This is a genomic window from Microbacterium sp. NPDC080220 (genome assembly GCF_040686395.1).
GTDB lineage: Bacteria > Actinomycetota > Actinomycetes > Actinomycetales > Microbacteriaceae > Microbacterium > Microbacterium gawkjiense.
In genome coordinates this window covers 170255-192846 of record NZ_JBFBOP010000005.1, presented here as the reverse complement: position 1 = coordinate 192846, position 22592 = coordinate 170255, and the positions used below count along the sequence as shown (strand labels likewise).

21 protein-coding genes are annotated in these 22592 nt (G+C 71.2%); 15 read left to right on the top strand and 6 right to left on the bottom strand.

Annotation, left to right across the window (positions count from 1 at the left end):
- The first annotated feature begins 46 nt into the window (after positions 1-46).
- Genes AB0P29_RS09985 through AB0P29_RS09975 form a run of 3 tightly spaced genes read left to right on the top strand, consistent with a single transcriptional unit; the run spans position 47 to position 2436 of the window.
- Positions 47-808 carry an SDR family NAD(P)-dependent oxidoreductase gene (locus AB0P29_RS09985; RefSeq protein ID WP_363379608.1) on the top strand — a complete coding sequence of 254 codons (762 nt, stop codon included), beginning with the start codon at positions 47-49 and terminating at the stop codon, positions 806-808.
- Between the two features lie 11 nt (positions 809-819).
- On the top strand, positions 820-1590 hold the full coding sequence (locus AB0P29_RS09980; RefSeq protein WP_363379606.1) for an enoyl-CoA hydratase/isomerase family protein: 771 nt from the start codon (positions 820-822) through the stop codon (positions 1588-1590).
- A 15-nt stretch (positions 1591-1605) separates the two neighbouring features.
- Positions 1606-2436 (top strand): NAD(P)-dependent oxidoreductase, encoded by an 831-nt coding sequence (locus tag AB0P29_RS09975; RefSeq protein WP_363379605.1) that lies wholly within the window; start codon positions 1606-1608, stop codon positions 2434-2436.
- 50 nt (positions 2437-2486) lie between these two features.
- Here AB0P29_RS09975 and AB0P29_RS09970 read toward each other — a convergent pair whose 3' ends face one another.
- Complete coding sequence (locus AB0P29_RS09970) at positions 2487-3335, bottom strand: Cof-type HAD-IIB family hydrolase (RefSeq protein WP_363379604.1); 849 nt, start codon at positions 3333-3335, stop codon at positions 2487-2489.
- Between the two features lie 46 nt (positions 3336-3381).
- Positions 3382-3849: a GNAT family N-acetyltransferase gene (locus AB0P29_RS09965; RefSeq protein WP_363379602.1), complete on the bottom strand. Its 468-nt coding sequence runs from the start codon at positions 3847-3849 to the stop codon at positions 3382-3384.
- A 55-nt stretch (positions 3850-3904) separates the two neighbouring features.
- Between AB0P29_RS09965 and mmuM the strand changes: the two genes are divergently transcribed.
- The 4 genes from mmuM (at position 3905) to AB0P29_RS09945 (ending at position 7674) form a co-directional block, all read left to right on the top strand.
- Positions 3905-4783, top strand: coding sequence for a homocysteine S-methyltransferase (gene mmuM / locus AB0P29_RS09960; RefSeq protein ID WP_363379600.1), 879 nt, complete (start codon positions 3905-3907; stop codon positions 4781-4783).
- A gap of 77 nt (positions 4784-4860) precedes the next feature.
- Positions 4861-6084, top strand: coding sequence for a 23S rRNA (adenine(2503)-C(2))-methyltransferase RlmN (gene rlmN / locus AB0P29_RS09955; RefSeq protein ID WP_157532661.1), 1224 nt, complete (start codon positions 4861-4863; stop codon positions 6082-6084).
- A gap of 80 nt (positions 6085-6164) precedes the next feature.
- Complete coding sequence (locus tag AB0P29_RS09950) at positions 6165-7178, top strand: aldo/keto reductase family protein (RefSeq protein ID WP_363379599.1); 1014 nt, start codon at positions 6165-6167, stop codon at positions 7176-7178.
- Between the two features lie 16 nt (positions 7179-7194).
- Positions 7195-7674, top strand: a complete 480-nt coding sequence (locus tag AB0P29_RS09945; protein WP_363379597.1) for an NUDIX domain-containing protein — start codon at positions 7195-7197, stop codon at positions 7672-7674.
- 109 nt (positions 7675-7783) lie between these two features.
- On the opposite strand, the gene AB0P29_RS09940 is transcribed toward AB0P29_RS09945, so the two are convergent.
- Positions 7784-8317 carry a ribonuclease H gene (locus AB0P29_RS09940; RefSeq protein WP_363379595.1) on the bottom strand — a complete coding sequence of 178 codons (534 nt, stop codon included), beginning with the start codon at positions 8315-8317 and terminating at the stop codon, positions 7784-7786.
- A 49-nt stretch (positions 8318-8366) separates the two neighbouring features.
- A complete protein-coding gene (locus AB0P29_RS09935) occupies positions 8367-9344 on the bottom strand; it encodes a zinc-binding dehydrogenase (protein ID WP_363379593.1) in 978 nt (325 codons plus the stop codon).
- A 68-nt stretch (positions 9345-9412) separates the two neighbouring features.
- Here AB0P29_RS09935 and AB0P29_RS09930 point away from each other — a divergent pair, with 68 nt between their 5' ends.
- From AB0P29_RS09930 to AB0P29_RS09905, 6 genes are all read left to right on the top strand, one after another.
- A complete protein-coding gene (locus AB0P29_RS09930; RefSeq protein ID WP_363379592.1) occupies positions 9413-10021 on the top strand; it encodes a TetR/AcrR family transcriptional regulator in 609 nt (202 codons plus the stop codon).
- A 58-nt stretch (positions 10022-10079) separates the two neighbouring features.
- Positions 10080-10751, top strand: a complete 672-nt coding sequence (locus AB0P29_RS09925; RefSeq protein ID WP_311286208.1) for a GntR family transcriptional regulator — start codon at positions 10080-10082, stop codon at positions 10749-10751.
- Complete coding sequence (locus tag AB0P29_RS09920) at positions 10748-12274, top strand: MmgE/PrpD family protein (protein WP_363379590.1); 1527 nt, start codon at positions 10748-10750, stop codon at positions 12272-12274. Before AB0P29_RS09925 ends, AB0P29_RS09920 begins: the two co-directional genes overlap by 4 nt.
- A 160-nt stretch (positions 12275-12434) precedes the next feature.
- Positions 12435-13334: a methylisocitrate lyase gene (gene prpB, locus AB0P29_RS09915; RefSeq protein WP_363379588.1), complete on the top strand. Its 900-nt coding sequence runs from the start codon at positions 12435-12437 to the stop codon at positions 13332-13334.
- 22 nt (positions 13335-13356) lie between these two features.
- Positions 13357-14547: a bifunctional 2-methylcitrate synthase/citrate synthase gene (locus tag AB0P29_RS09910; RefSeq protein WP_363379587.1), complete on the top strand. Its 1191-nt coding sequence runs from the start codon at positions 13357-13359 to the stop codon at positions 14545-14547.
- On the top strand, positions 14544-15731 hold the full coding sequence (locus AB0P29_RS09905) for a thiolase family protein (RefSeq protein WP_363379585.1): 1188 nt from the start codon (positions 14544-14546) through the stop codon (positions 15729-15731). Before AB0P29_RS09910 ends, AB0P29_RS09905 begins: the two co-directional genes overlap by 4 nt.
- Positions 15732-15755: 24 nt before the next feature.
- On the opposite strand, the gene AB0P29_RS09900 is transcribed toward AB0P29_RS09905, so the two are convergent.
- On the bottom strand, positions 15756-19394 hold the full coding sequence (locus tag AB0P29_RS09900) for a choice-of-anchor I family protein (RefSeq protein ID WP_363379584.1): 3639 nt from the start codon (positions 19392-19394) through the stop codon (positions 15756-15758).
- Positions 19395-19537: 143 nt separating this feature from the next.
- On the opposite strand from AB0P29_RS09900, the gene AB0P29_RS09895 reads away from it, so the two are divergent.
- Both AB0P29_RS09895 and AB0P29_RS09890 read left to right on the top strand, forming a co-directional pair.
- Positions 19538-20314 carry an enoyl-CoA hydratase-related protein gene (locus AB0P29_RS09895; RefSeq protein ID WP_363379583.1) on the top strand — a complete coding sequence of 259 codons (777 nt, stop codon included), beginning with the start codon at positions 19538-19540 and terminating at the stop codon, positions 20312-20314.
- A complete protein-coding gene (locus AB0P29_RS09890; RefSeq protein ID WP_363379582.1) occupies positions 20311-20655 on the top strand; it encodes a Rid family hydrolase in 345 nt (114 codons plus the stop codon). The genes AB0P29_RS09895 and AB0P29_RS09890 overlap by 4 nt, the downstream gene beginning before the upstream one ends.
- Before the next feature lie 190 nt (positions 20656-20845).
- Here AB0P29_RS09890 and AB0P29_RS09885 read toward each other — a convergent pair whose 3' ends face one another.
- The gene (locus AB0P29_RS09885) at positions 20846-22276 is read right to left on the bottom strand and encodes a DUF222 domain-containing protein (protein WP_363379581.1); all 1431 of its coding nucleotides are present in this window, start codon (positions 22274-22276) and stop codon (positions 20846-20848) included.
- Positions 22277-22592: the final 316 nt, after the last annotated feature.

Here is a 22592-nt window from a genome sequence, read left to right as displayed (position 1 = left end):
CCAGTCGCGCGTAGGGTGGAACCCGATCCCGTTCGAAGGAGAGCGCATGGACATCGCCGCAGCATCCGCCCTCGTCACCGGCGGGGCGAGCGGACTCGGTCTCGCCACGGCCCGCCGCCTCGCCGCGCAGGGTGCGCACGTCGTCATCGTCGACCTGCCGACCTCATCCGGGTCCAACGTCGCCGCGGACCTCGGCGGGACCTTCGCCGCCGCCGATGTGACGGATGCCGCGCAGGTGCAGGCGGCCGTGGCCGCGGCATCCGCCGTCGCCCCGCTGCGCGTCGCCGTCAACTGCGCCGGGATCGCGCCGCCCGCGAAGGTCCTCACCCGCGACGGTTCGCCGAGCCCGATCGCCGACTTCGAGCGGATCATCCGCATCAACCTGATCGGCACCTACACCGTCATCGCCCACGCGGCGGCGGCGATGGCGGCGACCGAACCGACGGCATCCGGGGACCGCGGCGTCATCGTGAACACCGCGTCGGTCGCGGCCTTCGACGGTCAGATCGGGCAGCCCGCGTACGCGGCCAGCAAGGGCGGTGTGCACGCGATGACGCTGCCGATCGCGCGCGAACTGGCGCGCTCGGCGATCCGCGTCTGCACGATCGCGCCCGGGATCATGGAGACCCCGATGCTCGCGGGGCTCCCCGAGGCGGCGCAGGAGTCGCTCGGCCAGCAGGTGCCCTACCCGGCGCGGCTCGGCAGGCCCGACGAGTACGCCGCGCTCGTTCAGCACATCGTCGAGAACGGCTATCTCAACGGCGAGACGATCCGTCTCGACGGTTCGATCCGCATGGCCCCGAAGTGAGTGGAGACCCGATGAGCGATTCGATCCTGCTGCGCCGCGAGGGCGCCCTCGCCCGGCTGACCTTCCACCGCCCCGCGTCGCTGAACGCGATGGACTTCGAGATGGGCACGCGCTGGCGTGACCTCGCGCACGAGCTGACGCGCGACGACACGGTCGGCGCGATCGTGTTGGATGCCGCGGGCCCGGCGTTCTGCGCCGGCGGCGACGTCGTGCAGATGGCGACCTCCGGCGGCAGCGGCGGCGCGATCACCGAGATGGCCGGAGTGATCCACGACGGCATCCGGACCTTCGTGGAGTCGTCGATCCCGATGGTCGCGGCGGTGCAGGGAGCGGTCGCCGGCGGCGGGCTCGGTCTGATGCTGACGGCGGACTACATCGTCGCGTCGCCGCGCGCCGTGTTCGTCAGCAAGTACGCGAACATCGGGCTCACCCCCGACCTCGGCGTCTCGACGCTGCTGCCGGCGGCGGTCGGACAGCGCCGCGCTATGCAGCTGCTGCTCACCGACACGACGATCGACGCGCCCACCGCGCTCGAGTGGGGGCTCATCGCCGAGGTCGTCGACCAGCCCGGGGAGCGTGCCGACGAGATCGCGCGGGCCTGGCTCGACGGCGCGACCGGCGCGTTCGGGCAGGCGAAGCGCCTCGTCCGCACCGGCGCCGGGCGCCCGTTCGCCGACAACCTCGACGACGAGGCCCGCACGATCGGTGCCGCGTTCGACACCCCCGACGCGGCGACGCGGATCGCCGCGTTCGCCGCGGCATCCCGTTCGCGCCGTTCCTGACCCACTGGAGAACCCATGACCCTCGCCGGAAAGACCATCCTCATGTCGGGCGGCAGCCGCGGCATCGGCCTCGCGATCGCGCTGCGCGCCGCGCGGGACGGCGCGAACATCGCGCTGCTCGCCAAGACCGACACCCCGCATCCCAAGCTCGAGGGCACGGTGCACTCGGCGGCGGAGCAGATCCGCGCGGCGGGGGGTCGTGCGCTGCCGATCGTCGGCGACGTCCGCGACGACGGCGACATCACCGAGGCCGTCATGAAGACGCAGGGCGAGTTCGGCGGCATCGACATCGTCGTCAACAACGCCTCGGTCATCGACCTCTCGGGCTCGCTCGAGCTCGCCGCGAAGAAGTACGACCTCATGCAGGACGTCAACGTGCGCGGCACGTTCATGCTGTCGCGGGCGGCGCTCCCGATCCTGAAGGATGCCGCGAACCCCCACATCCTCTCGCTGTCGCCGCCCCTCAACCTGTCGCCGAAGTGGCTCGGCGCGCACACCGGCTACACCCTCGCGAAGTACGGCATGACGATGGCGACCCTCGGCATGGCGGCCGAGTTCGCGAAGGACGGCGTCGCCGCCAACACCCTCTGGCCGCAGACGACGATCGCCACGGCCGCGGTGCAGTTCGCCCTCGGCGGCGACCGGATGATGAAGGTCAGCCGTACGCCCGAGGTCTACGCCGACGCCGCGTACGAGGTGCTCTGCAAGCCGGCGCGTGAGTACACCGGGCAGACTCTCATCGTCGAGGACGTGCTGAGGGATGCCGGTGTCACGGACTTCGCGCGCTACGCCGCGACGCCCGGCACCCCCGACGCCGAGCTGTTCCCCGACATCTTCCTCGACTGAGACCCACGGCCGGACGCGCGGCCGTCAACGCGCAAACGCGCGCCCGCGCGTCAGACCAGGCCGAGCTTCACGAACGCGTTCCACACGCCGTCGTCGAGGACGTCGGTGGTGACGTTGCCGGCGCGCTCCTTGAGGGCGGGGTCGGCGTTGCCCATGGCGACGGGCGTGCCGACGACGTCGAACATCTCGGCGTCGTTCCAGCTGTCGCCGATGCCGATCGCGTCGGCGGCGTCGAGGCCCAGCGTGTCGAGGACCCGGAGGATCGCCGAGCCCTTGTTCACACCGCGCAGGCCGATCTCGCCGTTCGATCCACCGGGGAGGGGGATGCTGCCGGGGATGACGTGGAAGCGCTCGCCGAGGTCGGCCTGGGCCTTGTCGACGCTGTCGGAGCGCTCGCTGATGAACGTGGTCTTCGCGATGGCGTCCAGGTCCGCCTCGCCGACGGGGCGGTAGGTGACGATCGGCTCCGGGTCGACGGCATCGGTCTGTCCGAGCCGGCGGGCGTCCTCGAGGTGACGCCTGCGGCGCTCGGCGAAGTACTCGTCGAGCATCGCACCGACCCCCTCGCTCGCGTAGACGGCCTCGTTCGACTGCAGGAAGTAGTCGATGTCCTCCGCCTCGAAGTAGGCGATCAGCCGGTCGGTGTCCTCGCGCGGCATCGGGTCGGCGAACAGCAGCTCGTCGCCGCGCACCGCGTAGGCGCCGCCGTTGGTGATCGCGCCGTCGTAGCCGATCTCGCGGACCTTGGGGTGGATGTCGCCGGCGGCGCGTCCCGTGCAGAGGTAGACGAGGTGGCCGTTCTCGCGTGCCGTCCGGATCGCGGTGATCGTCGAGTCGGCGATGGCCGTCCCGTGCTCGAGGATGGTTCCGTCCACGTCCAGAAAAGCGATGCGCGTCATCCGTCCATCCTCCCGGACGCGGATGAACGCTCGGTGCGCGGGCGGCTCAGAGCTGCTTGCGGAGGAACACCTGCGCGGTGCCGTCGTCGCCGGGGACGCGCTCGCTCTCCTCGTAACCCTCGCGCTCGTAGAGGCGCAGGTTCGCCTCGCTGAGCGAGCCGGTGAACAGCTCCGCGGTCGTGGCGCCGGCCTCGCGGCCGCGCTCCTCGACCGCCGACAGCAGCGCGGTCCCGAGGCCCGAGCCCTGCTGATCGGGTGCGATCGCGATGCGACCGATGAGGAGCAGGTCGCCGTCGACGCGGGCGCGCACGCAGCCCACCATGCGCTCGCCGTCGAGGGCGACGCATCCGAGGTTGTCCTCGAGTTCGGCGCGGACCTCGTCGAGCGTCTGCGTGAGCGGCGGCATGTCGACGGCGTCGTAGATGAGCGCCTCCTGCACGAAGGCGGCCCGCTGCAGGGTGAGCACCTCGCCCGCGTCGTCGACGGAGATGGGACGGATGCGGGCGGTGCTCATCCGTTCAGCGTAATCCGCCTTCGGCGGCCCGCGGCCGGCGGCTTAGAGTGACCGCATGCCCGATGTCGCCGTCGCGATCGCCACCCGTCCGCTCGTCCTCGACGGTGGGCTCGGGACGATGCTCGAGGCCCGCGGCCACGATCTCAGCGGAGTGCTCTGGTCGGCGGGCGTGCTCATCGACGCGCCCGGTGACGTACGCGACGTGCACGCCGCGTTCGTCGAGGCCGGCGCCGACGTCGTCACGACGGCCTCCTACCAGCTCGGGTACGACAACCTGACCGTGGCGGGGCGGGATGCCGCCGAGGTCGATGCGCTGCTGACCACCTCGGTTCGCCTCGCCCGCGAGGCGTCGGACGGCCGGGCGTGGGTCGCGGCATCCGTCGGTCCCTTCGGTGCCGTGCGCGCGGACGGCAGCGAGTACACCGGTGCGTACGGTCTGTCGGTGGCCGAGCTGACCGCGTGGCACCGCCGGCGCTTGCTCGCGCTCGCGGAGGCGGGGCCTGACCTCCTCGCCGTCGAGACGATCGCATCGCCCGCCGAGGCCGAGGCGCTGGCGGCCGCGCTCGAGGGCGTGGGGATCCCGGCGTGGATCTCGCTGTCGGGCGCGAGCACGGCCTTCGACGGCGACGACGCGCTCGCCGCTGCGCTGGCGGCCGCCGCGGCTGCGCCCGGGGCCGTCGCCGTCGGAGCGAACTGCTGCCCGCCGGCCGCACTGACCCGCGTGCTGGACCGGATGCCGCCGACGACGCCCGCCGTCGTCTACCCGAACAGCGGCGAGGTCTGGGACGCCCCCTCGCGCTCGTGGCACGGCGACGCGACGGCCACCTTCGCCGACGTCGACGCCTGGGTGGAGGCGGGGGCACGGCTGATCGGCGGATGCTGCCGCACGACACCCGAGGACATCGCCGGCCTCGCCCGCCGGCTGAAGGACTGAGCCGCCCGGCATCCGCCCAGCCCGCCGCCGGTAGCCTGGAAGGCATGACCGAGTCCACTCCCGCGCGCCCCGAGGGCATGTCCGCCGTGCGCTCGACGACGCCCAAGCAGGTGCGTCCCGCGACCGAGGGGTGGACGCAGGCGAAGGATGCCGAGGGCCGCCCGCTCCTGCAGTTCGCGAGCCCCAAGCGGGGCAAGCCGCCCGTGCACCTCGCCGACCTCAGCCACGATCAGCGCGTCGACAAGCTGAAGGAGCTCGGGATGCCGGGCTTCCGCGCCGCGCAGCTCGAGAAGCACTACTTCCAGCACTACACGTCCGACCCCGCCCACATGACGGATCTGCCGGCGGCGAATCGCGACGAGCTCGTCGGCGGGCTGCTGCCGAACCTCATGACCGAGGTGCGCCGGCTCGAGACCGACGGCGGCGACACGATCAAGTTCCTGTGGCGCCTGCACGACGGCGCGCTCGTCGAGTCCGTGCTCATGCGCTACACCGGGCGCATCACGCTGTGCGTGTCGAGCCAGGCCGGCTGCGGCATGAACTGCCCGTTCTGCGCCACCGGCCAGGCGGGCCTCACCCGCAACATGTCGGCGGCCGAGATCGTCGACCAGGTCGTCCGCGCCAACCGCCTCATCGCCGACGGCGGCCTGGGCGATCCCCGCAAGGTCGGCCACAAGGACGAGCGCGTCACGAACATCGTCTTCATGGGCATGGGGGAGCCTCTCGCCAACTACGCCCGCGTCATGCAGGCCGTCCGCACGATGGTCGACAAGAAGCACGGGCTCGGCATGAGCGCCCGCGGCATCACGGTCTCGACCGTCGGGCTCGTGCCGGCGATCCGCAAGCTGTCCGCCGAGGAGATCCCGGTCACCTTCGCACTGTCGCTGCACGCCCCCGACGACCACCTGCGCGACGAGCTGATCCCCGTCAACTCGCGCTGGAAGGTTGATGAGGCCCTCGACGCCGCGCGCGAGTACTTCGACAAGACCGGGCGTCGCGTCTCGATCGAGTACGCGCTCATCAAAGACATGAACGACCACGCCTGGCGCGCCGATCTCCTCGCCGAGAAGCTCAACGCGCGCGGTCGCGGTTGGGTGCACGTGAACCCGATCCCGCTGAACCCGACCCCCGGCTCGATCTGGACCTCGTCCGACGTCGACGTGCAGAACGAGTTCGTCCGCAGGCTCAACGACGCCGGCATCCCGACGACCCTCCGCGACACCCGCGGCAAGGAGATCGACGGCGCGTGCGGTCAGCTCGTCGCGACCGAAGAGGATCAGGCCGCGGCGGCATCCGTCTGACTCCGCAGGCGATTCCGCCGGCGGCGTAACCCTGTCAAGGCCCGCGGAGTCGACCGGGGCGCGAGAGTAGCGTCGAACGCATGGTCAACTATCGATTCCTGGGCAACAGCGGCCTCAAGATCACCGAACTCACCTACGGCAACTGGCTCACCCACGGCTCGCAGGTCGAGAACGACGCGGCGATCGCGACGGTCCACAAGGCCCTCGACCTCGGCATCACCTCGTTCGACACCGCCGACGCCTACGCGAACACGGCGGCCGAGTCCGTCCTCGCCGAGGCGCTGAAGGGTCAGCGCCGCGAATCCCTCGAGATCTTCACGAAGGTCTACTGGCCGACCGGTCCCAAGGGGCCGAACGACCACGGTCTGTCGCGCAAGCACCTGCTCGAGGGCATCAACGGTTCGCTGAAGCGGTTGAACACCGACTACGTCGACCTCTACCAGGCGCACCGCTACGACTACGAGACCCCGCTCGAGGAGACGATGCAGGCCTTCGCCGACATCGTCCGTCAGGGCAAGGCGCTTTACATCGGCGTCAGCGAGTGGACCGCCGAGCAGCTGCGCGCCGGGCACGCGCTGGCGAAGGAGCTCGGCTTCCAGCTCATCTCGAACCAGCCGCAGTACTCCGCGCTGTGGCGGGTCATCGAGGGCAAGGTCGTCCCGACCTCTGCGGAGCTCGGCATCTCGCAGATCGTCTGGTCGCCGCTGGCGCAGGGCGTCCTGACGGGCAAGTACCAGCCCGGTCAGCCGGCGCCCGAGGGCTCGCGCGCGACGGACGAGAAGGGCGGATCCGACATGATCAAGCGCTTCATGAAGGACGAGACCCTCACCGCGGTGCAGAGGCTGCAGCCGATCGCCGAGGGCGCGGGCATCACGATGCCGCAGCTCGCCCTCGCGTGGGTGCTGCACAACCCGAACATCGCCGCGGCGATCATCGGGGCGTCGCGTCCCGAGCAGCTCGAGGACACGGTGAAGGCCTCGGGGATCGAGCTCGACGACGACACGTACGCCGCGATCAACGAGGCGCTGGCGCCGGTGGCGGTCACCGACCCGGAGGAGACGTACTCCGTCTCGCCGAAGTCCCGTCTGATCTGACGAGCGCCGCCCGTTCGTGGCCACGCAGAGCGCCGGCATCCTGCTCTACCGTCTCGACGGTGGGGGCGAGGTGTCGGCGTTCGTCGCTCACATGGGCGGGCCGTACTGGGCGTCGAAGGACGAGGGTGCCTGGTCGGTCCCGAAGGGTGAACTCGAGGACGGCGAAGAGGCGTTGGATGCCGCGAAGCGGGAGTTCCGCGAGGAGCTCGGCGTCGCACCTCCCGAGGCCGACTACGCCGAGCTCGGCACGTTCGCGTACTCGTCGGGAAAGCGGGTGACGGTGTTCGTCGCCGACGGTGCGGGCTTCGAGGCGGTGGGGTTCGTGTTCGGTGAGTTCGAGATGGAGTGGCCGCCGCGATCGGGTCGGACGGCATCCTTCCCCGAGGTCGACCGCGCCGAATGGATGCCGCTGGATCGCGCGCGCGAGCGGGTCGTGAAGGGGCAGCGGCCGGCGTTCGATCGGCTGGCCGAACTGCTGAGCGCCGCGGACACCTGACGGCCGCGGCAACAACCGCGGAGCATTCGCGGGGGTCGCGGGTCGGAACCGGTTGCGGAGCTCGACCTCGGCGAAGACTCCGCGGTCCGTGCCCGCACCGGCGCGCGCCTCAGCGCTTCTTCTTCGGCGCCTCGGACACGTCGAGCTTCTCGTGCAGGCCGCCGAGCGACGACCACGCCGATTCCTTGCCGGATGCCGCGTGCTCGGCGCCGCGCACGGCGCGCTCGTCGGCCCACTCGTTGAGGACGTGACCGCGGTGTCCGCGGACGTGCTCGAGGACGACGTCGGGAAGGCCCGCAGCGCGGCGAGCGTCGCGCGCGGTGATCAGCTGCTCGAGCAGGTCGACGTTCTTCGTGGGCGCGCCGGTGGACGTCTTCCACCCGCGGCGGCGGTGACCGTCCATCCATTTCTCATACGTGTCGATCGCGTACTTGGAGTCGGCCTGCACGACGAGCTCGCGGACATCCGCATGGTCCTCGATCGCCTTGAGGAGGCCCATCAGCTCGCCGATGTTGTTCGTGCCCTGGATGATCGAGCCCGCCGCCCAGTGGCCGTCCTCGCCGACCCACGCCCAGCCCGTCGGTCCGGGATTGCCCTTGCAGGCGCCGTCGGTGGCCACGACATAGCGGGAGGATTCTGTCACCCGACCACGCTACCCGCGCGCGGCGCAGTGGCCGCGCGCGGGTCGGGGATCACGGGCGGAGCAGAACCTTGCCGACGCGGCCGGCGGTCAGGCTTGCGCGGGCGGCGTCGCGCGCCTGCTCGAGTGGGAACGTCGCCGACACCGGCAGGGTCAGGACGCCGGACGAGAGGTGCTGGGCGAGTTCGCCGAAGAGCCGGCCGCGCGTGGCGGCATCCATCTCGGTGCTCACCTTGCTTCCCCAGAACCCCTTGATCGTGATGTGGCGGAAGATGACCGGGCCCGAGGCGAGCTGCATGACGGGAGCGTCCATCGCGCCGAAGACGACGAGCGTGGCGTTCTCGCCGAGGAGCGAGAGGACGTGGCCGCTCGATTCGCCGCCGACGGAGTCGACGCCGGCGATGATGGGGGCGCCGCCGGTGATCTCGGCGACCTTGTCGCGCCAGTCGTCGGTGTCGACGGCGACGACGCGGTCGATGCCCTGCTCGGCGAGCTCGGTGACGGCGGCGCTGCGGCGGACGAGGCCGAGGATGTTGAGGCCGCGGGCGCGACCCATCTGCGCGACCATGCGGCCGACGGCGCCGTTCGCGGCGTTCTGGACGATCCAGTCGCCCGGCTTCACGTCGAGGAAGTCGATGAGGCTGATGGCGCTGAACGGCATGGAGACCAGCTGAGCGGCCTGCTCGTCGGGAAGGCCCTCGGGGACGGGGATGAGGGTCGCGGCGCGGGCGATGAACTGCTCGGCCCAGACGCCGAAGGTGCCGCCGGTGGCGACGCGCTGACCGACCTGCAGGTTCTCGACGCCCTCGCCGAGCTCCTCGACGACACCGACGGCCTCGGTGCCCGAACGGGCGGGCAGTTCCGGCTTGAAGCCGTAGGTGCCGCGGATGGTCCACAGGTCGTGGTTGTGGATCGGCGAGGCGAGCAGCCGCACCCGGACCTCTCCCGCACCGGGGGTGGGGTCGGGGAGCTCCGTGGTCTCGAGGACGTCGGCCGGTTCGCCGAAGACGGGGTGGGTGACTGCGCGCATGTTCTCCTCCAAGGCGTCATTTTGTAATGATCGGTCTAATATAGTACCGACGGCTGAGAGGGGCATACATGGGACGCGCGGCGACATTCGACCGCGACGACGTCGTCCGCGCTGCGCGCGACGTCTTCTGGGCGCGCGGGTACGCCGAGACCGGTGTGGCGGAACTCGAAGCGGCGACGGGGCTCAAGCGCTCGAGCCTGTACCACGCGTTCGGCAGCAAGAAGGGGCTGTTCGAGGCCGTCGTCGCGCGGTACCTCGACGAGGTCGTACGTTCTCGAATCGGGCGCCTGCAGCAGCCGGATGCCGGTACCGAGGCCCTCGCGCTGTACATCGCCGAGATGCGGGCCGCGATCGCGAGCGGAACTCCGCGGGCCCAGGCGGGATGCCTGCTGCTCAACGCCGCATGCGCGCCCGTCGTCGACGACGACCCCGACGTGCGCGCGCTCGTCACGGCGTACACCGATGAGCTCCGTGCCGCGATCGCCGCGGGTGTGGATTCCGCGCGGCCGGAGATCTCAGCAGCCTCGCGCGCCGCTCTCTCGGAGGTCTGTGCGTCGCTGGTGATCGCCGCGCTCGCCGTGGCGAGGGTGGATCCGGATGCCGCTGATCGCAGCCTCGGCGCGGTCCTCACGGCTGTCGCGTCGTGGGATGTCGGCGTGACGCCTGTGTATACATAAGGCGGGGATCCACTGCGTCAACGCCTCCATGCAGGCCCACTGTGCATACACTGAGATCATGACGGATGCACCCGCGCGGTACGCCGGGGTCCGCGCGTACGAGACGCTGCTGCGCGAGATCCAGGACGGGACGCTGCCTCCCGGGGCCGTTCTGGCCGAGGTCGAGCAGGCCGCACGACTCGGCGTGAGCCGGACGCCGCTCCGCGAGGCACTCCGCCGACTCGCCGCCGACGGGCTCGTCGAGCAGGCGTCCCCGCGGGTCACCGTCGTCGCCGGCATCGATGCCTCCGATATCGAGGCCCTGTTCGCCGTGCGCCGCGCGCTCGAGGAGACCGCGGCCCGGTTGGCGGCCCGAGCGGGCGATCGCTCCGTCTTCGCTGCGCTCGCCGCCGAGTTCGCAGCGACGCAGGCGTCGGGCGGAGCGGCATCCGACGCCGACGCGTACTACGCGCTCATCGCCCGCTTCGACGCCGAGCTCGACGCCGCCGTCCGCAACGACTACCTCACCTCGGCGCTGCGCACCGTCCGCACTCACCTCGTGCGCGTGCGGCGCCTGGCTCGCGACAACCCCGAACGCCTCGCCGCCTCGGTCGCCGAGCACCGCCTCATCGCGGGCGCGATCGCCGCCGGTGACGGCGACCTCGCCGCCCACGCGACGCACGTGCACCTGCACAACGCGCTCGCCTCGATCCTCGACTCCCTGTCCGACACCCCGGAGGAACCGACATGACCGTCACCCACCACGTCCGCGTCTACCGCAGCGACGAGCCGCTGCCCCGCGAGGAGCAGCTCGCCCACAAGATCGCGCAGGTCGCCGTCGATCCGGTCGCCGTCGAGGACGACGTCGTCGACATGATCGTCAACCGGGTCATCGACAACGCGGCGGTGGCCGCGGCATCCCTCACCCGTCGTCCCGTCAGCGCAGCCCGTTCGCAGGCGCTGTCGCACCCGGTGTCGACAGGCGGCCACGGCGGCACGGTGTTCGGCGTGCCGAACGAGACCCGTACGAGCCCGGAGTGGGCGGCGTGGGCCAACGGCGTCGCCGTCCGCGAACTCGACTACCACGACACGTTCCTGGCGGCGGAGTATTCGCACCCGGGCGACAACATCCCCGCGATCCTCGCGGTCGCGCAGCACGTCGGCGCCGACGGGGCAGCCCTGGTCCGCGGGCTCGCGACCGGGTACGAGATCCAGGTCGACCTCGTCCGGGCGATCAGCCTGCACAAGCACAAGATCGATCACGTCGCGCACCTCGGCCCGTCGGCCGCCGCCGGCATCGGAACCCTCCTCGGCCTCGATGTCGACACGATCTCCCAGGCCGTGGCCCAGGCGCTGCACACCACCACCGCGACCCGGCAGTCGCGGAAGGGCGAGATCTCCACGTGGAAGGCGCACGCCCCCGCCTTCGCCGGGAAGATGGCGGTCGAAGCCGTCGACCGCGCGATGCGCGGCGAGACTTCGCCGTCGCCGATCTACGAGGGCGAGGACGGCGTCATCGCCTGGCTCCTCGACGGCAAGGACGCCGCCTACGAGGTGCCGCTCCCCGCCGCCGGCGAGCCGAAGCGCGGCATCCTCGACACGTACACGAAGGAGCACTCGGCCGAGTACCAGGCGCAGGCGTGGATCGACCTCGCCCGCAGGCTCGGCACCGAGCGGCCCGAGCTGCGCGACCCCGCGAACATCGCCTCGATCGTCCTGCACACGAGCCACCACACGCACTACGTCATCGGCTCGGGCGCCGGCGACCCGCAGAAGTACGACCCCGCGGCATCCCGCGAGACGCTCGACCACTCGATCCCGTACATCTTCGCGGTCGCGCTGCAGGACGGCGGATGGCACCACGTCGACTCGTACACCCCCGCGCGCGCCGGACGGCCCGACACCGTCGCCCTGTGGCACAAGGTCACGACCGCCGAGGATGCCGAGTGGACGCGCCGCTACCACTCGGAGGACCCCGCCGAGAAGGCGTTCGGCGGTCGCGTCGAGATCACCCTCGCCCACGGCTCCACCGTCGTCGACGAGATCGCCGTGGCCGACGCCCACCCGCTGGGTGCCCGGCCGTTCGCCCGCGAGGACTACATCCGCAAGTTCCGCCTGCTGGCCGAGCCCGTGCTCGAGCCCGCCGAGATCGAGCGGTTCCTCGCGCTCGTGCAGCGCCTGCCCGAGCTGACCGCCGAGGAGGTGCGGCAGCTCGACTTCGTCGCGGCGCCCGGCGTCCTCGAGAGCGCACCCGCGCCGACGGGGTTGTTCTGATGGAGAGTGTCGTCGGCCGGGCGTTCGGTATTCAGTCCCTGCTGGCCGGGAAGGATCGGCGTGGGGGAGCGGAGCCGCGTGAATCCGGGGCGGGCGGCGACCCCCGGCATCCGTCGGGGCTGAATTCGGAACGCGGTCGCATCGAGAGAGGGACCTGCTGATGCTGTACGCGCAGACGCCGGCGCACGAGAAGCGCCGCCTGTTCCGGGAGCGGCTCGCCTCGGGGGAGCTGCTGCGGTTCCCCGGCGCCTTCAACCCGCTGTCGGCGCGGCTGATCGAGCGGAAGGGGTTCGAGGGCGTCTACATCTCGGGAGCCGTGCTCTCGGCCGATCTTGGGCTCCCCGACATCGGACTGACGACGCTCACCGAGGTCGCCGCGCGCGGGCAGCAGATCGCCCGGACGACCGAGCTGCCCGCGATCATCGACGCCGACACGGGCTTCGGTGAGCCGATGAACGTGGCGCGGACGATCCAGACCCTCGAGGACGCCGGCATCGCCGGCGCGCACATCGAGGACCAGGTCAACCCCAAGCGCTGCGGCCACCTCGACGGCAAGGCGGTCGTCGACGAGGACACGGCGCTCAAGCGCATCCGCGCCGCGGTCGACGCGCGCCGCGACCCGAACTTCCTCGTGATGGCGCGCACCGACATCCGCGCCGTCGAAGGACTGGATGCCGCGACCGACCGCGCGCGCAAGCTGGTGGACGCGGGCGCCGATGCGATCTTCCCCGAAGCCATGCGCACCCTCGAGGAGTTCGCGGCGGTGCGCGAGGCGGTCGACGTGCCGATCCTCGCGAACATGACCGAGTTCGGCAAGAGCGACCTGTTCACGGTCGACCAGTTGCGGGACGTCGGGGTGAACATCGTCATCTGGCCGGTGTCGCTCCTGCGGATGGCGATGGGCGCGGCCGAGCGTGCGCTCGATACGCTGATCGACGAGGGGCACCTCACGTCCCGGCTCGGCGAGATGCAGCACCGCGCCGACCTGTACGACCTCATCGACTACGAGTCGTACAACCACTTCGACACGAACGTCTTCACCTTCCGGATCGACCGCTGACGGTCGAGGAACAGGAGCGAGCATGACCGACCCCGACATCAAGAAGGGTCTCGCCGGCGTCTACGCCGACACGACCTCGATCAGCAAGGTCAACCCCGAGACGAACTCGCTGCTCTACCGCGGCTACCCCGTGCAGGAGCTCGCCGCGACGCAGTCGTTCGAGGCGGTCGCCTACCTGCTGTGGCACGGCGAGCTGCCGACGGCCGACCAGCTCGCCGAGCTGCAGGCGGTCGAGCGGGCGAACCGGGCCCTTCCCGAGGACGTTCGCGCATTCATCGACGCGATGCCGACGGCCGCCCACCCGATGGACGAGGCACGGACGGTGATCAGTCTGCTGGGCTCGTTCGAGACGGCGGGGATCGCGAATGTGTTGGATGCCGCGGGCACACCGGCCGAGAACCTGGACCGCAGCATCCGCCTCTTCGCGATCCTGCCCGCCGTCGTCGCGTACGGTCAGCGACGCCGCCGCGGCGAGGAGATCGTCGAGCCGCGCGAGGACCTCGGGTACGCCGCGAACTTCCTCTGGATGACCTTCGGCGAGGAGCCCGACGAGGTCGTCGTCGACGCTTTCAACCGCTCGATGATCCTCTACGCCGAGCACTCGTTCAACGCGTCGACCTTCACGGCGCGGGTGATCGCGTCGACCCTGAGCGACCTCTACTCGTCGGTCGTCGGCGCGATCGGCGCGCTCAAGGGCCCGCTGCACGGCGGCGCGAACGAGGCCGTCATGCACATCTTCGACGAGATCGGAACCGCCGACGCGGTCGTGCCGTGGCTCGACGAGGCCCTCGCCGCCAAGCGCAAGATCATGGGCTTCGGGCACCGCGTCTACAAGCGGGGCGACTCGCGCGTGCCGACGATGAAGGCCGCGCTCGACGCGCTCGTCGCGCACTACGACCGCCGGGACGTCGCGGAGCTGTACGAGACGCTCGAGTCCGAGTTCGTCTCGCGCAAGGGCATCTACCCGAACCTCGACTACCCGTCGGGTCCCGCGTACAGTCTGATCGGCTTCGACACTCTCACCTTCACGCCGCTGTTCATCGCGGCCCGGATCACGGGGTGGACGGCGCACATCATGGAGCAGCAGGCATCCAACGCCCTCATCCGTCCCCTGTCCGCCTACGACGGCGCGGCCGAGCGGCACATCGACGGCTACGTTCCGGATGCCGCCGAGGTCGAGGCGCTGGAGCGGCCGGAGGAGGCCGCGGGGTGACCTCTGCCGAGCGCATCGCGATCGTCGCCGGCGCGCGCACCCCGGTCGGCCGGTTCGACGGCGCGTTCCGCGACACCCCGGCGCACGAGCTGGGCGCGCAGGCGGTGACGGCGGCGCTCGGCCGGTCGGGAGTCGACCCGCAGCGGGTGGGCGAGGTCGTGATCGGCACGATCGGTCAGGTCGCCGGCGACGCCTACATCGCGCGCCGCATCGCGCTGGCGGCGGGCCTCGCCGACGACACCCCCGCGTTCACGGTGAACCGGCTGTGCGGGTCGGGTCTGCAGTCGATCTGGTCGGCCGCGCAGGAGCTGCGCTGGGGCGGGATCGACGTCGCCGTCGCGGGCGGCGCCGAGAACATGACGCGGATGCCGTTCTACGACATGGACGCCCGGTCGGGGGCGACGCTCGGCCACCGGCGCCTGCTCGACGGGACGCTCGCCATGCTCACCGACCCCTTCAGCGGGAAGCACATGGGGACGACGGCCGAGACGGTAGCCGAGCGGTTCGGTGTGACGCGCGAGGAGCAAGACGCGTACGCGGTCGAATCGCAACGACGCGCTGCGACGGATGCCGCCCGCGCGGCGTTCGCGCAGGAGATCGGCCCGACGACCACCACCGGACGCCGGCCGGTCGAGGTGACCGCCGACGAGCATCCGCGACCCGACACGACCCTCGAGGCGCTCGTCCGGCTGCGACCGGCGTTCACGACGGACGGGACGGTCACCGCGGGGAACGCCTCGGGCATCAACGACGGCGCCGCCGCGACCGTGCTCATGCGCGAGTCCGACGTGCGGGCCGAGGGGCTGTCGGCGCTCGCCACGATCGAGGCGGTCACGACCGCCGCGCTCGACCCCGCGATCATGGGGTACGCCCCGACGCTCGCGCTGAAGAAGCTCTTCGCGCAGACGGGGCTGACCTCGGCCGACATCGCGAGCGTCGAGCTGAACGAGGCGTTCGCGTCCCAGGTGATCGCCGTCATGCGCGACACCGGGCTCGATCCCGAGCGGACGAACCCGTACGGCGGTGCGATCGCGCTCGGTCACCCGGTCGGGGCGACCGGGACGATCCTCACGGTCCGGGCGGCGCTGACCCTGCAGCGCACGGGTGCGGAGTACGCCGTGGTCACGATGTGCATCGGCGGCGGTCAGGCGCTCGCCGCGCTGCTGCGTCGCTGGGACGGCTGAGCGCGGCGAGCACCTGACTGGGGGTCAGGCCCGCTGCCGGCGGCGGACCACCAGGACGGCGCCCAGTGCGAGCAGGATGCCGGCTCCGCCGAGGAGTGCGACGAGCGGACCGGCGTCGCCACCCGCGCTCGCGAGGCTTCCCGCGAGGACGACCGTGATCGGGACCCGGATGTCGTCCTCGCCCGCCGTGCTCAGCACGAGGGTGTGCGCACCGGTCGCGAAGTCGCCCGGGACGGTGACGGTGAACGCCAGGCGCCCCTCGGCATCCGCCGCGGGAATCCCGTCGATCACGAGCGGGTCGCTGAACAGCGTCGCGCCGACCCGCTGCCCCGGCGTGAGCCCCGTCAGCTCGACGCGGAACGAGTCGCCCTGCTCGACGGTCGTCGCGCTGAGCGTGACGGTCGCCCACGGGGTCTCCTCGCCGGGCTCGGTCGGCTCGCCGGGCTCGGTCGGCTCGCCGGGCTCGGTCGGCTGCGTCACCTCCACGGCGCGGCCGAGCGGCGCCGGGTCGACGACGTCGCGCGAGGCGAAGTAATCGACCGTGGCGGCGAGGTCGATCCGACCGGTGTCGGTGGGGGTGGTGCCCTCGGCGAAGGCCGAGAAGCCGTCGCCGCCGGCGGCCAGGAACGAGTTGGTCACGACCGTGACGACGTCATCGGGCTCGATCGGCTCGCCCCGGTACGTCATCGAGACGATCTCTCCCGCGCGTCCGACGCTCTCGCCGGGGAGCGGTGCGACCTCGGTGTACTCGTACGAGAACCCCTCGGAGACCCCCAAGTGCAGCTTGGGGCGCTCGCCGTCGGCCTTCCACTGCTGTTCGAGGACGGTCTTCAGCTGCGCGCCCGTCAGCGGCACCGTCACGAGGGTGTTCGCGAACGGCTGCACGTCGGCGGCCTCGCGGTAGCTGACGACACCGTCCTCGCCGTAGAGCAGGTCGGCGCGGAGCCCGCCGGGGTTCATGAGGGCGATCTGCGCGGGGGTGCCGTTGTAGTCATCGTTCGAGGCCGCCCACAGGTACACGTCGGCGACGGTGTTGCCGAGTGAGGACTCGACGCCACGGTCGGACCCCTCGGTGCCGCCGCGGAGGATGTCGCCGCTGATGCGGCCGACCTCGGTCGCGCCCTCCTCGTCGGCGAACGCCGCGGCGTCGGCGACGATCTCGGCGACCTCCGGATCGGCGGCGTACCCGCCCTCGGCGAGCACCTCGGTCGCGCCGGTGATCGACAGGAGCTCCTTACTGGAGCGGTCGACCTCGAGGGCGAGGCGGCCCATGGCGGTCCCATACTGGGCGGCCTGGATCACCGGACGCGCCTCGCCGTCGGGGCCGGCGACCTCGCACGCGTAGGTCTGGTGCGTGTGCGCCGAGACGATCGCGTCGATCTCGTCGGAAGCGCCGCGGGCCAGCTTCCCGAAGTCGGACGGGTCGGATGCCACGACGCTGCAGTCGTCCGAGGTCGCCGTGCCCGAGTGGGTCAGCAGCACGGTGACATCGGCGAGGTCCTCGTCCGCGATGCGCGCCGCGACGCGGTTCGCCGCGGCGAGCTGGTCGCCGAACTCGATGTCGGCGACGCCGTCGGGGCTCACCATCGTGGCCGTGTCCGTCGTGACCGTGCCGATGAACGCGACGCGGACGCCGTCGACGGTCTTCACGCTGTACTCGCGGAGCGCCGGGGTCGTCGTCCCCTTCTCGTAGACGTTCGCGCCGAGCGCGAGCTCGTCGCTGCCGTAACGCGGGATGACGCGGTCGGTGAGGTCGGCGAAGCCGCGGTCGAACTCGTGGTTGCCGACAGCGGAGACGTCGAGGCCCGCCGCGACGAGCGCGTCGATCGTGGGCTCGTCGTCCTGGATGAACGACGTGAAGGTCGAGGCGCCGATGTTGTCGCCGGCGGAGACGAACAGCGTGTTCGGGTTCTCGGCCTCGGCGGCGTCGACCGCACCCGCGAGGACGGCAGCGCCGACCTCGTCGTCGTTCGCCTCGATGCGCCCGTGGAAGTCGTTGATCGTCAGGATGTCGATGTCGATCGGGTCGAGGGCGTCCTCGATCGCGAACAGCGTCGTCGTCCCCGACACCTCGTTGCCGACGGCCAGCATCGGGATGCCGGTGGGCGAGGAGTCGGCCGGGATGAAGGCGATGCTCTCCGGCCCCAGGTCGCCGGCCGTCGGGAGGTCGCCGCCGTCCTCGACCGACTGCGAGAAGTCGCGGTTGTTGACGTAGGTGACGAAGTCGGGGGATGCCGGGTCGGTGATGTCGTACGCGGCGATGCCGCCGACGCGCTCGAAGCCGATGAACGCGTAGGTGCGCCCGCTCAGCTCACCGATGACGACGCTCTCGGGCTCGGGACCCTTGTCGTCGCTGCGGCCTTCGAGGTTCGACTCGGAGTGGTTCGAGTTGAAGAACGCCGGGTCGGCGGCGGCGGTGATGTCCTCGAAGCCCGAGCCGGAATCCCAGACGAGCCCGCCGTCCGTGCTCCAGATCGAGAAGGAGCGGCCGCCGAACGCGTAGAGCTCCTCGTAGCAGTTGCGATCCTCGTCGAAGCCGTTCTCGACGGTGACGTTCAGCCGGCCGAGGTCGGCGTCACCGAGGGATGCCGCGGCCGGGCTGTCGTCGCAGACGGGGGCGAGACCGTCGTCGCCGAGGTCCTTCACGCGCGCCGCTTCGGCATAGTCACCCCACTCGCGGGCGTCGCCCTCGTTGGCTGTGACGAGGTAGGTGCTGCCGCCCGCCGTGTAGGAGTTGATCGCGTCGGGCTGATACATGCCCTTGAGTCCCTCGTAGGTGCGCAGCTCGACCCTGTCGTCGCGGTCGCTGGGGTCGAGGGCGTTCGCTTCGAGGCTGTGGTCCTTGAACCCGAGGGCGTGGATGTCGGTGACGGTCGCCGAAGCGAGGTCGATCGTGGCGATCGCGTTCGCCTCCTGCAGGGTCGCGTAGGCCGTGCCGCCGTCGACGGTGAGGTACTCGGGCTCGAGGTTGCGGCTGACGGGGAAGTCGGCTTCCGGCGTCGGGCCGAACACGCGGACGTCGGGGTCCAGCGCGCCGTCGGCCTCGAAGGCGTGGAAGTCGGCGATGCGGACGGCGCTCTGGTCGGGCGCAATCTTGCCGGTGGGCAGCGCGACGACACCGACCGATCCTTCGGGGTCGCTGCTGAAGTCGTCGGCGGGCTCGCCCTCGTTGGCGACGACCGCGTACGTGCCGTCCGCCGAGATCGTGACCATGTCGGGGAGGGAGCCGACCTGCACGGTGCCGAGCACAGCGGTGTCGGCGGTCGCGGCATCCGCGTCGAAGAAGACGAGGTGACCGGGCGCGGTCTTGTCGGTCGCCTCGATGGCGACGACGCCGAGGCCGTCCTCGCGGATCGCGACGGAGTTCGCGACGCCATCGGAGGTGATCGAGAAGAGCTTGGTGGGCTGCGCGGGGTCGGATGCGTCGAGGACGTCGACCACGCCGGCCTCGGCGTTGACAACGAAGAGGCGGTCGCCGTGGGCGGCGACGATCTCGGCGGCCGAGGCGTCGAAGACGCCCTCGGCGGACGTGCGGGCGGGGTCGGGCACGACGGCCGCTGTGGCCGAGGTGGCGGCCGCGACGGCGAGTGTGCAGGTCAGGGCGGTGACGGTGCCCAGCGCGAAGGCGCGTCGAGCGGTGCTGCGGAAGGCGTGCGAAGGCATCGGATTCCTCGTGGTCGGGGTGCTGCGCGAGGTGCGCTCCTCCGTCCTATCGGCGCCGGGTGTCTGGGGCGTGTCGCCGAGTGGCCGGTGGGTGAACGGAGCGTGTCGCGCGGGTGGAGGCATCCGTCTGCGAGCATGTCGACATGACCGATTACGAGACCATCGTCACCGAGACGCGCGGACGCGTCGGGTGGATCACCCTCAACCGGCCCGACGCGCTGAACGCGCTGAACGCGCAGGTGATGCACGACCTGGTGGATGCCGCGGAGGCGTTCGACGCGGATGCCGGGATCGGCGCCATCGTCGTGACCGGCAGTGAGCGGGCGTTCGCTGCGGGAGCGGACATCAAGGAAATGGAGGCGCTCAGCGGCAGTGAGATGCTGCTCGCTGACCACTTCGGCAAGTGGTCGCGGTTCGCGGCGGTGCGGACGCCGACGATCGCCGCGGTGGCGGGTTACGCGCTGGGTGGTGGGTGCGAGCTGGCGATGATGTGCGACATCATCCTCGCGGCGGATTCGGCGCGGTTCGGTCAGCCCGAGATCAACCTGGGTGTGATCCCGGGGCTGGGTGGCACGCAGCGTCTCGTGCGAGCGATCGGGTCGTTCAAGGCGGCGGAGCTGGTGCTGACGGGGCGGCAGCTGACCGCCGAGGAGGCCGATCGTGCGGGGCTCGTGTCGCGTGTGGTCCCCGCGGCGGAGCTGCGCGAGGAGGCGCAGCGGACGGCCGAGACGATCGCGTCGAAGCCGCTGCCGGCGCTGTACGCGGCGACGGCGGCGTTGGACGTCGCACTGGAGTCGACGCTCGCCGAGGGGTTGCGGTTCGAGCGGCAGGCGTTCGCGGGGCTGTTCGACACGGCGGATCAGAAGGAGGGCATGGCGGCCTTCCGGGAGAAGCGGGCGCCGGAGTTCCGGCACCGATGAGCGCCGTGCATCTCGTGCGGTCGGATGCGCTGGCGGGGGCCTGTCCGCTGGCGGACGACGGGTCGACGGTCGCGTTGGGGGATGTGGCGGGGCAGGCGCGGCGCTGTGTCGAGAACATGCTCGTCGCGTTGGATGCCGCGGGTGCCGGGATCGCGGACGTCGCCTCGACGCGGGTCCTCGTCGCGTCGTCGGAGCGGCGGGATCTGGTCGCGGACTGGGAGGTCGTGCGCGCGGCGTTCGGTGAGCACGACGTGCCGAGCACCCTGATGGGGGTGGCCGCCCTGGGGTATGCGCACCAGTTGGTAGAGGTCGAGGTCGTCGCCGCGGTGCGTCGCGGCTGATCGGCGGATGCCGGGGTCGGGGTGGGTTCCCGCGCGGCACATCGTCGCGGTGGTCACCGGCGATGTCGAGAGCGGCTGGCCGTCGTGCATGCGTGCGTGCCTGCGCGAGGTGGTGCACTGATCATTACCTGAGGTGCGCCCGCGTTCATCGGGACTCGAGTGCGCTGGGTCGCGCCTGTCTGGCCCCGGGTCAGAACGGTGCGGGCTCTGTCGCTGCGGGTGGCGGTGGTGCGGCAGGGGTGAAGGCGACGGCCGGTGTCGGTGCGTCTTCTCTATAGATCCTGCCGAGGGGTGAGGTCCATTCCAGGACTCCACCCTTCAGTTGTCGCACCCTCCACGCGGTGAATTGCTTCATCGAATGGTGCCGTTGGCACAAGTGCGCCAAGTTGGTGAGTTCGGTGCGGCCGCCGAGGGCGTGGTCGTGGGTGTGGTCGACCTCGCAGCGGATGGCGGCGATGCGGCATCCGGGGAACCTGCAGTGCTGGTCGCGGGCTTGCAGGAACCGGCGCATCCCCGACGGGACCCGGTAAGAGTCGGTGGAGACCGTGACCCCGGTGGTCGGGTCGTGGAACAGGCGCTCCCAGATGTGGGTGGCGCCGGCGAGGGTGCGGGCGGTCGCGGGATCGATGGCGGACCGGCCGGCGAGGTCGCACGGTCCGTTGTCTTCTCCGGTGAGGGTCGCGGCGGGCACGAGGATCTGCACGCGGGCGCGGATCGCACCGAGGGGACCGGCGGTGGTGTCGCGGGTGTCGTCGAGGGCTGGTGTCCCGGCGAGGAGCAGGTCGGCGAACACGTCCGCGCGGACCTGGTCGGTGGAGCGGTTGTCGGTGGCGACGATGGCGCCAGCGTCCTCGCTGTCGCTGTCGCTGTCGCTGTCGCTGTCGCTGTCGCTGTCGCTGTCGCTGTGCGTCGTGACGGCTTCGCCGAATGCGACGCCGACACCTCCGCGCCCAGCGATGCGTTCGTCGGGGGTGTCGATGATCGCCCTAGCTTGCTGCGTGAGCCGGTCGTGAATCCCTTCGGCGATCACCGTCGGGACGGTTGCGACCACGTCGCTCATCCCGTCCCGTCCGGGCACGATCCGCACGCACCGCCCAGCGGCGGCTTCCTCGTGGCGCTCCGCGAACGAGCGCGGGTGCATCCGGTGGGCAAGGATCTCCAACTCTCCCCGCACACGGTTGGGGGTGTCCCGTTCACACCGGGTGATCGCGACCTGTTCGAACTCCGCCCACATCTCGGCCGGCAGACTCGTCCCGGTCTCGACGATCGCGATCGCGTGGCCCCGAACAATCCGGCCCTGCTCCCACGCCTCGACGGTCGCGGGAAACCCTTCGATCAACGTCCGCGCCTCACCGATCCGGCGTTGCACGGTCCGATCGGTGACCCGCATGACTCCGCCGACCTCCGCCGCGATAGACCGCAACGCCATGTCATGCACCTGCACGCGGGCGTTGCGTTGCGCGATCTGCGCTTCGGCCAACCGCCCCGCCGCGGCCAGCGCGCGCAGTTCCTCGATCTGCGCGGCAGCGATCCGCCGGGCCGCGGAATCGACGTCCGCAACGACCCCCGCCAAGGTGGCGAGATAGTCCTCGCCACCGGGGGTTTCCGCCGCATCCGTCATACCTGCACTCTGCCACTGGCCACCGACATCCACCCCGGCAAAACGGGCCCAGAACACACGTTATGCACACCCAGAAAATGAGAGTCCTCTCATCCGTGGCGAGGGCGCCACCCGACGTCCGATCCTCGCCCCGACCGGAATCGGAGAATGTCGCCAGATTCGGATCGACACCTCGCACCTGATCCGAATCCGACGCACATCTCCGAATTCGCGCCCACCCGCCGCGCCCCCCGCGCCCATCCCGCCGCACCGCGCCCCCCCCGCGCCCATCCCGCCGCACCGCGCCCCCGCGCCCACCGCACCGCGCCCCGCGCCC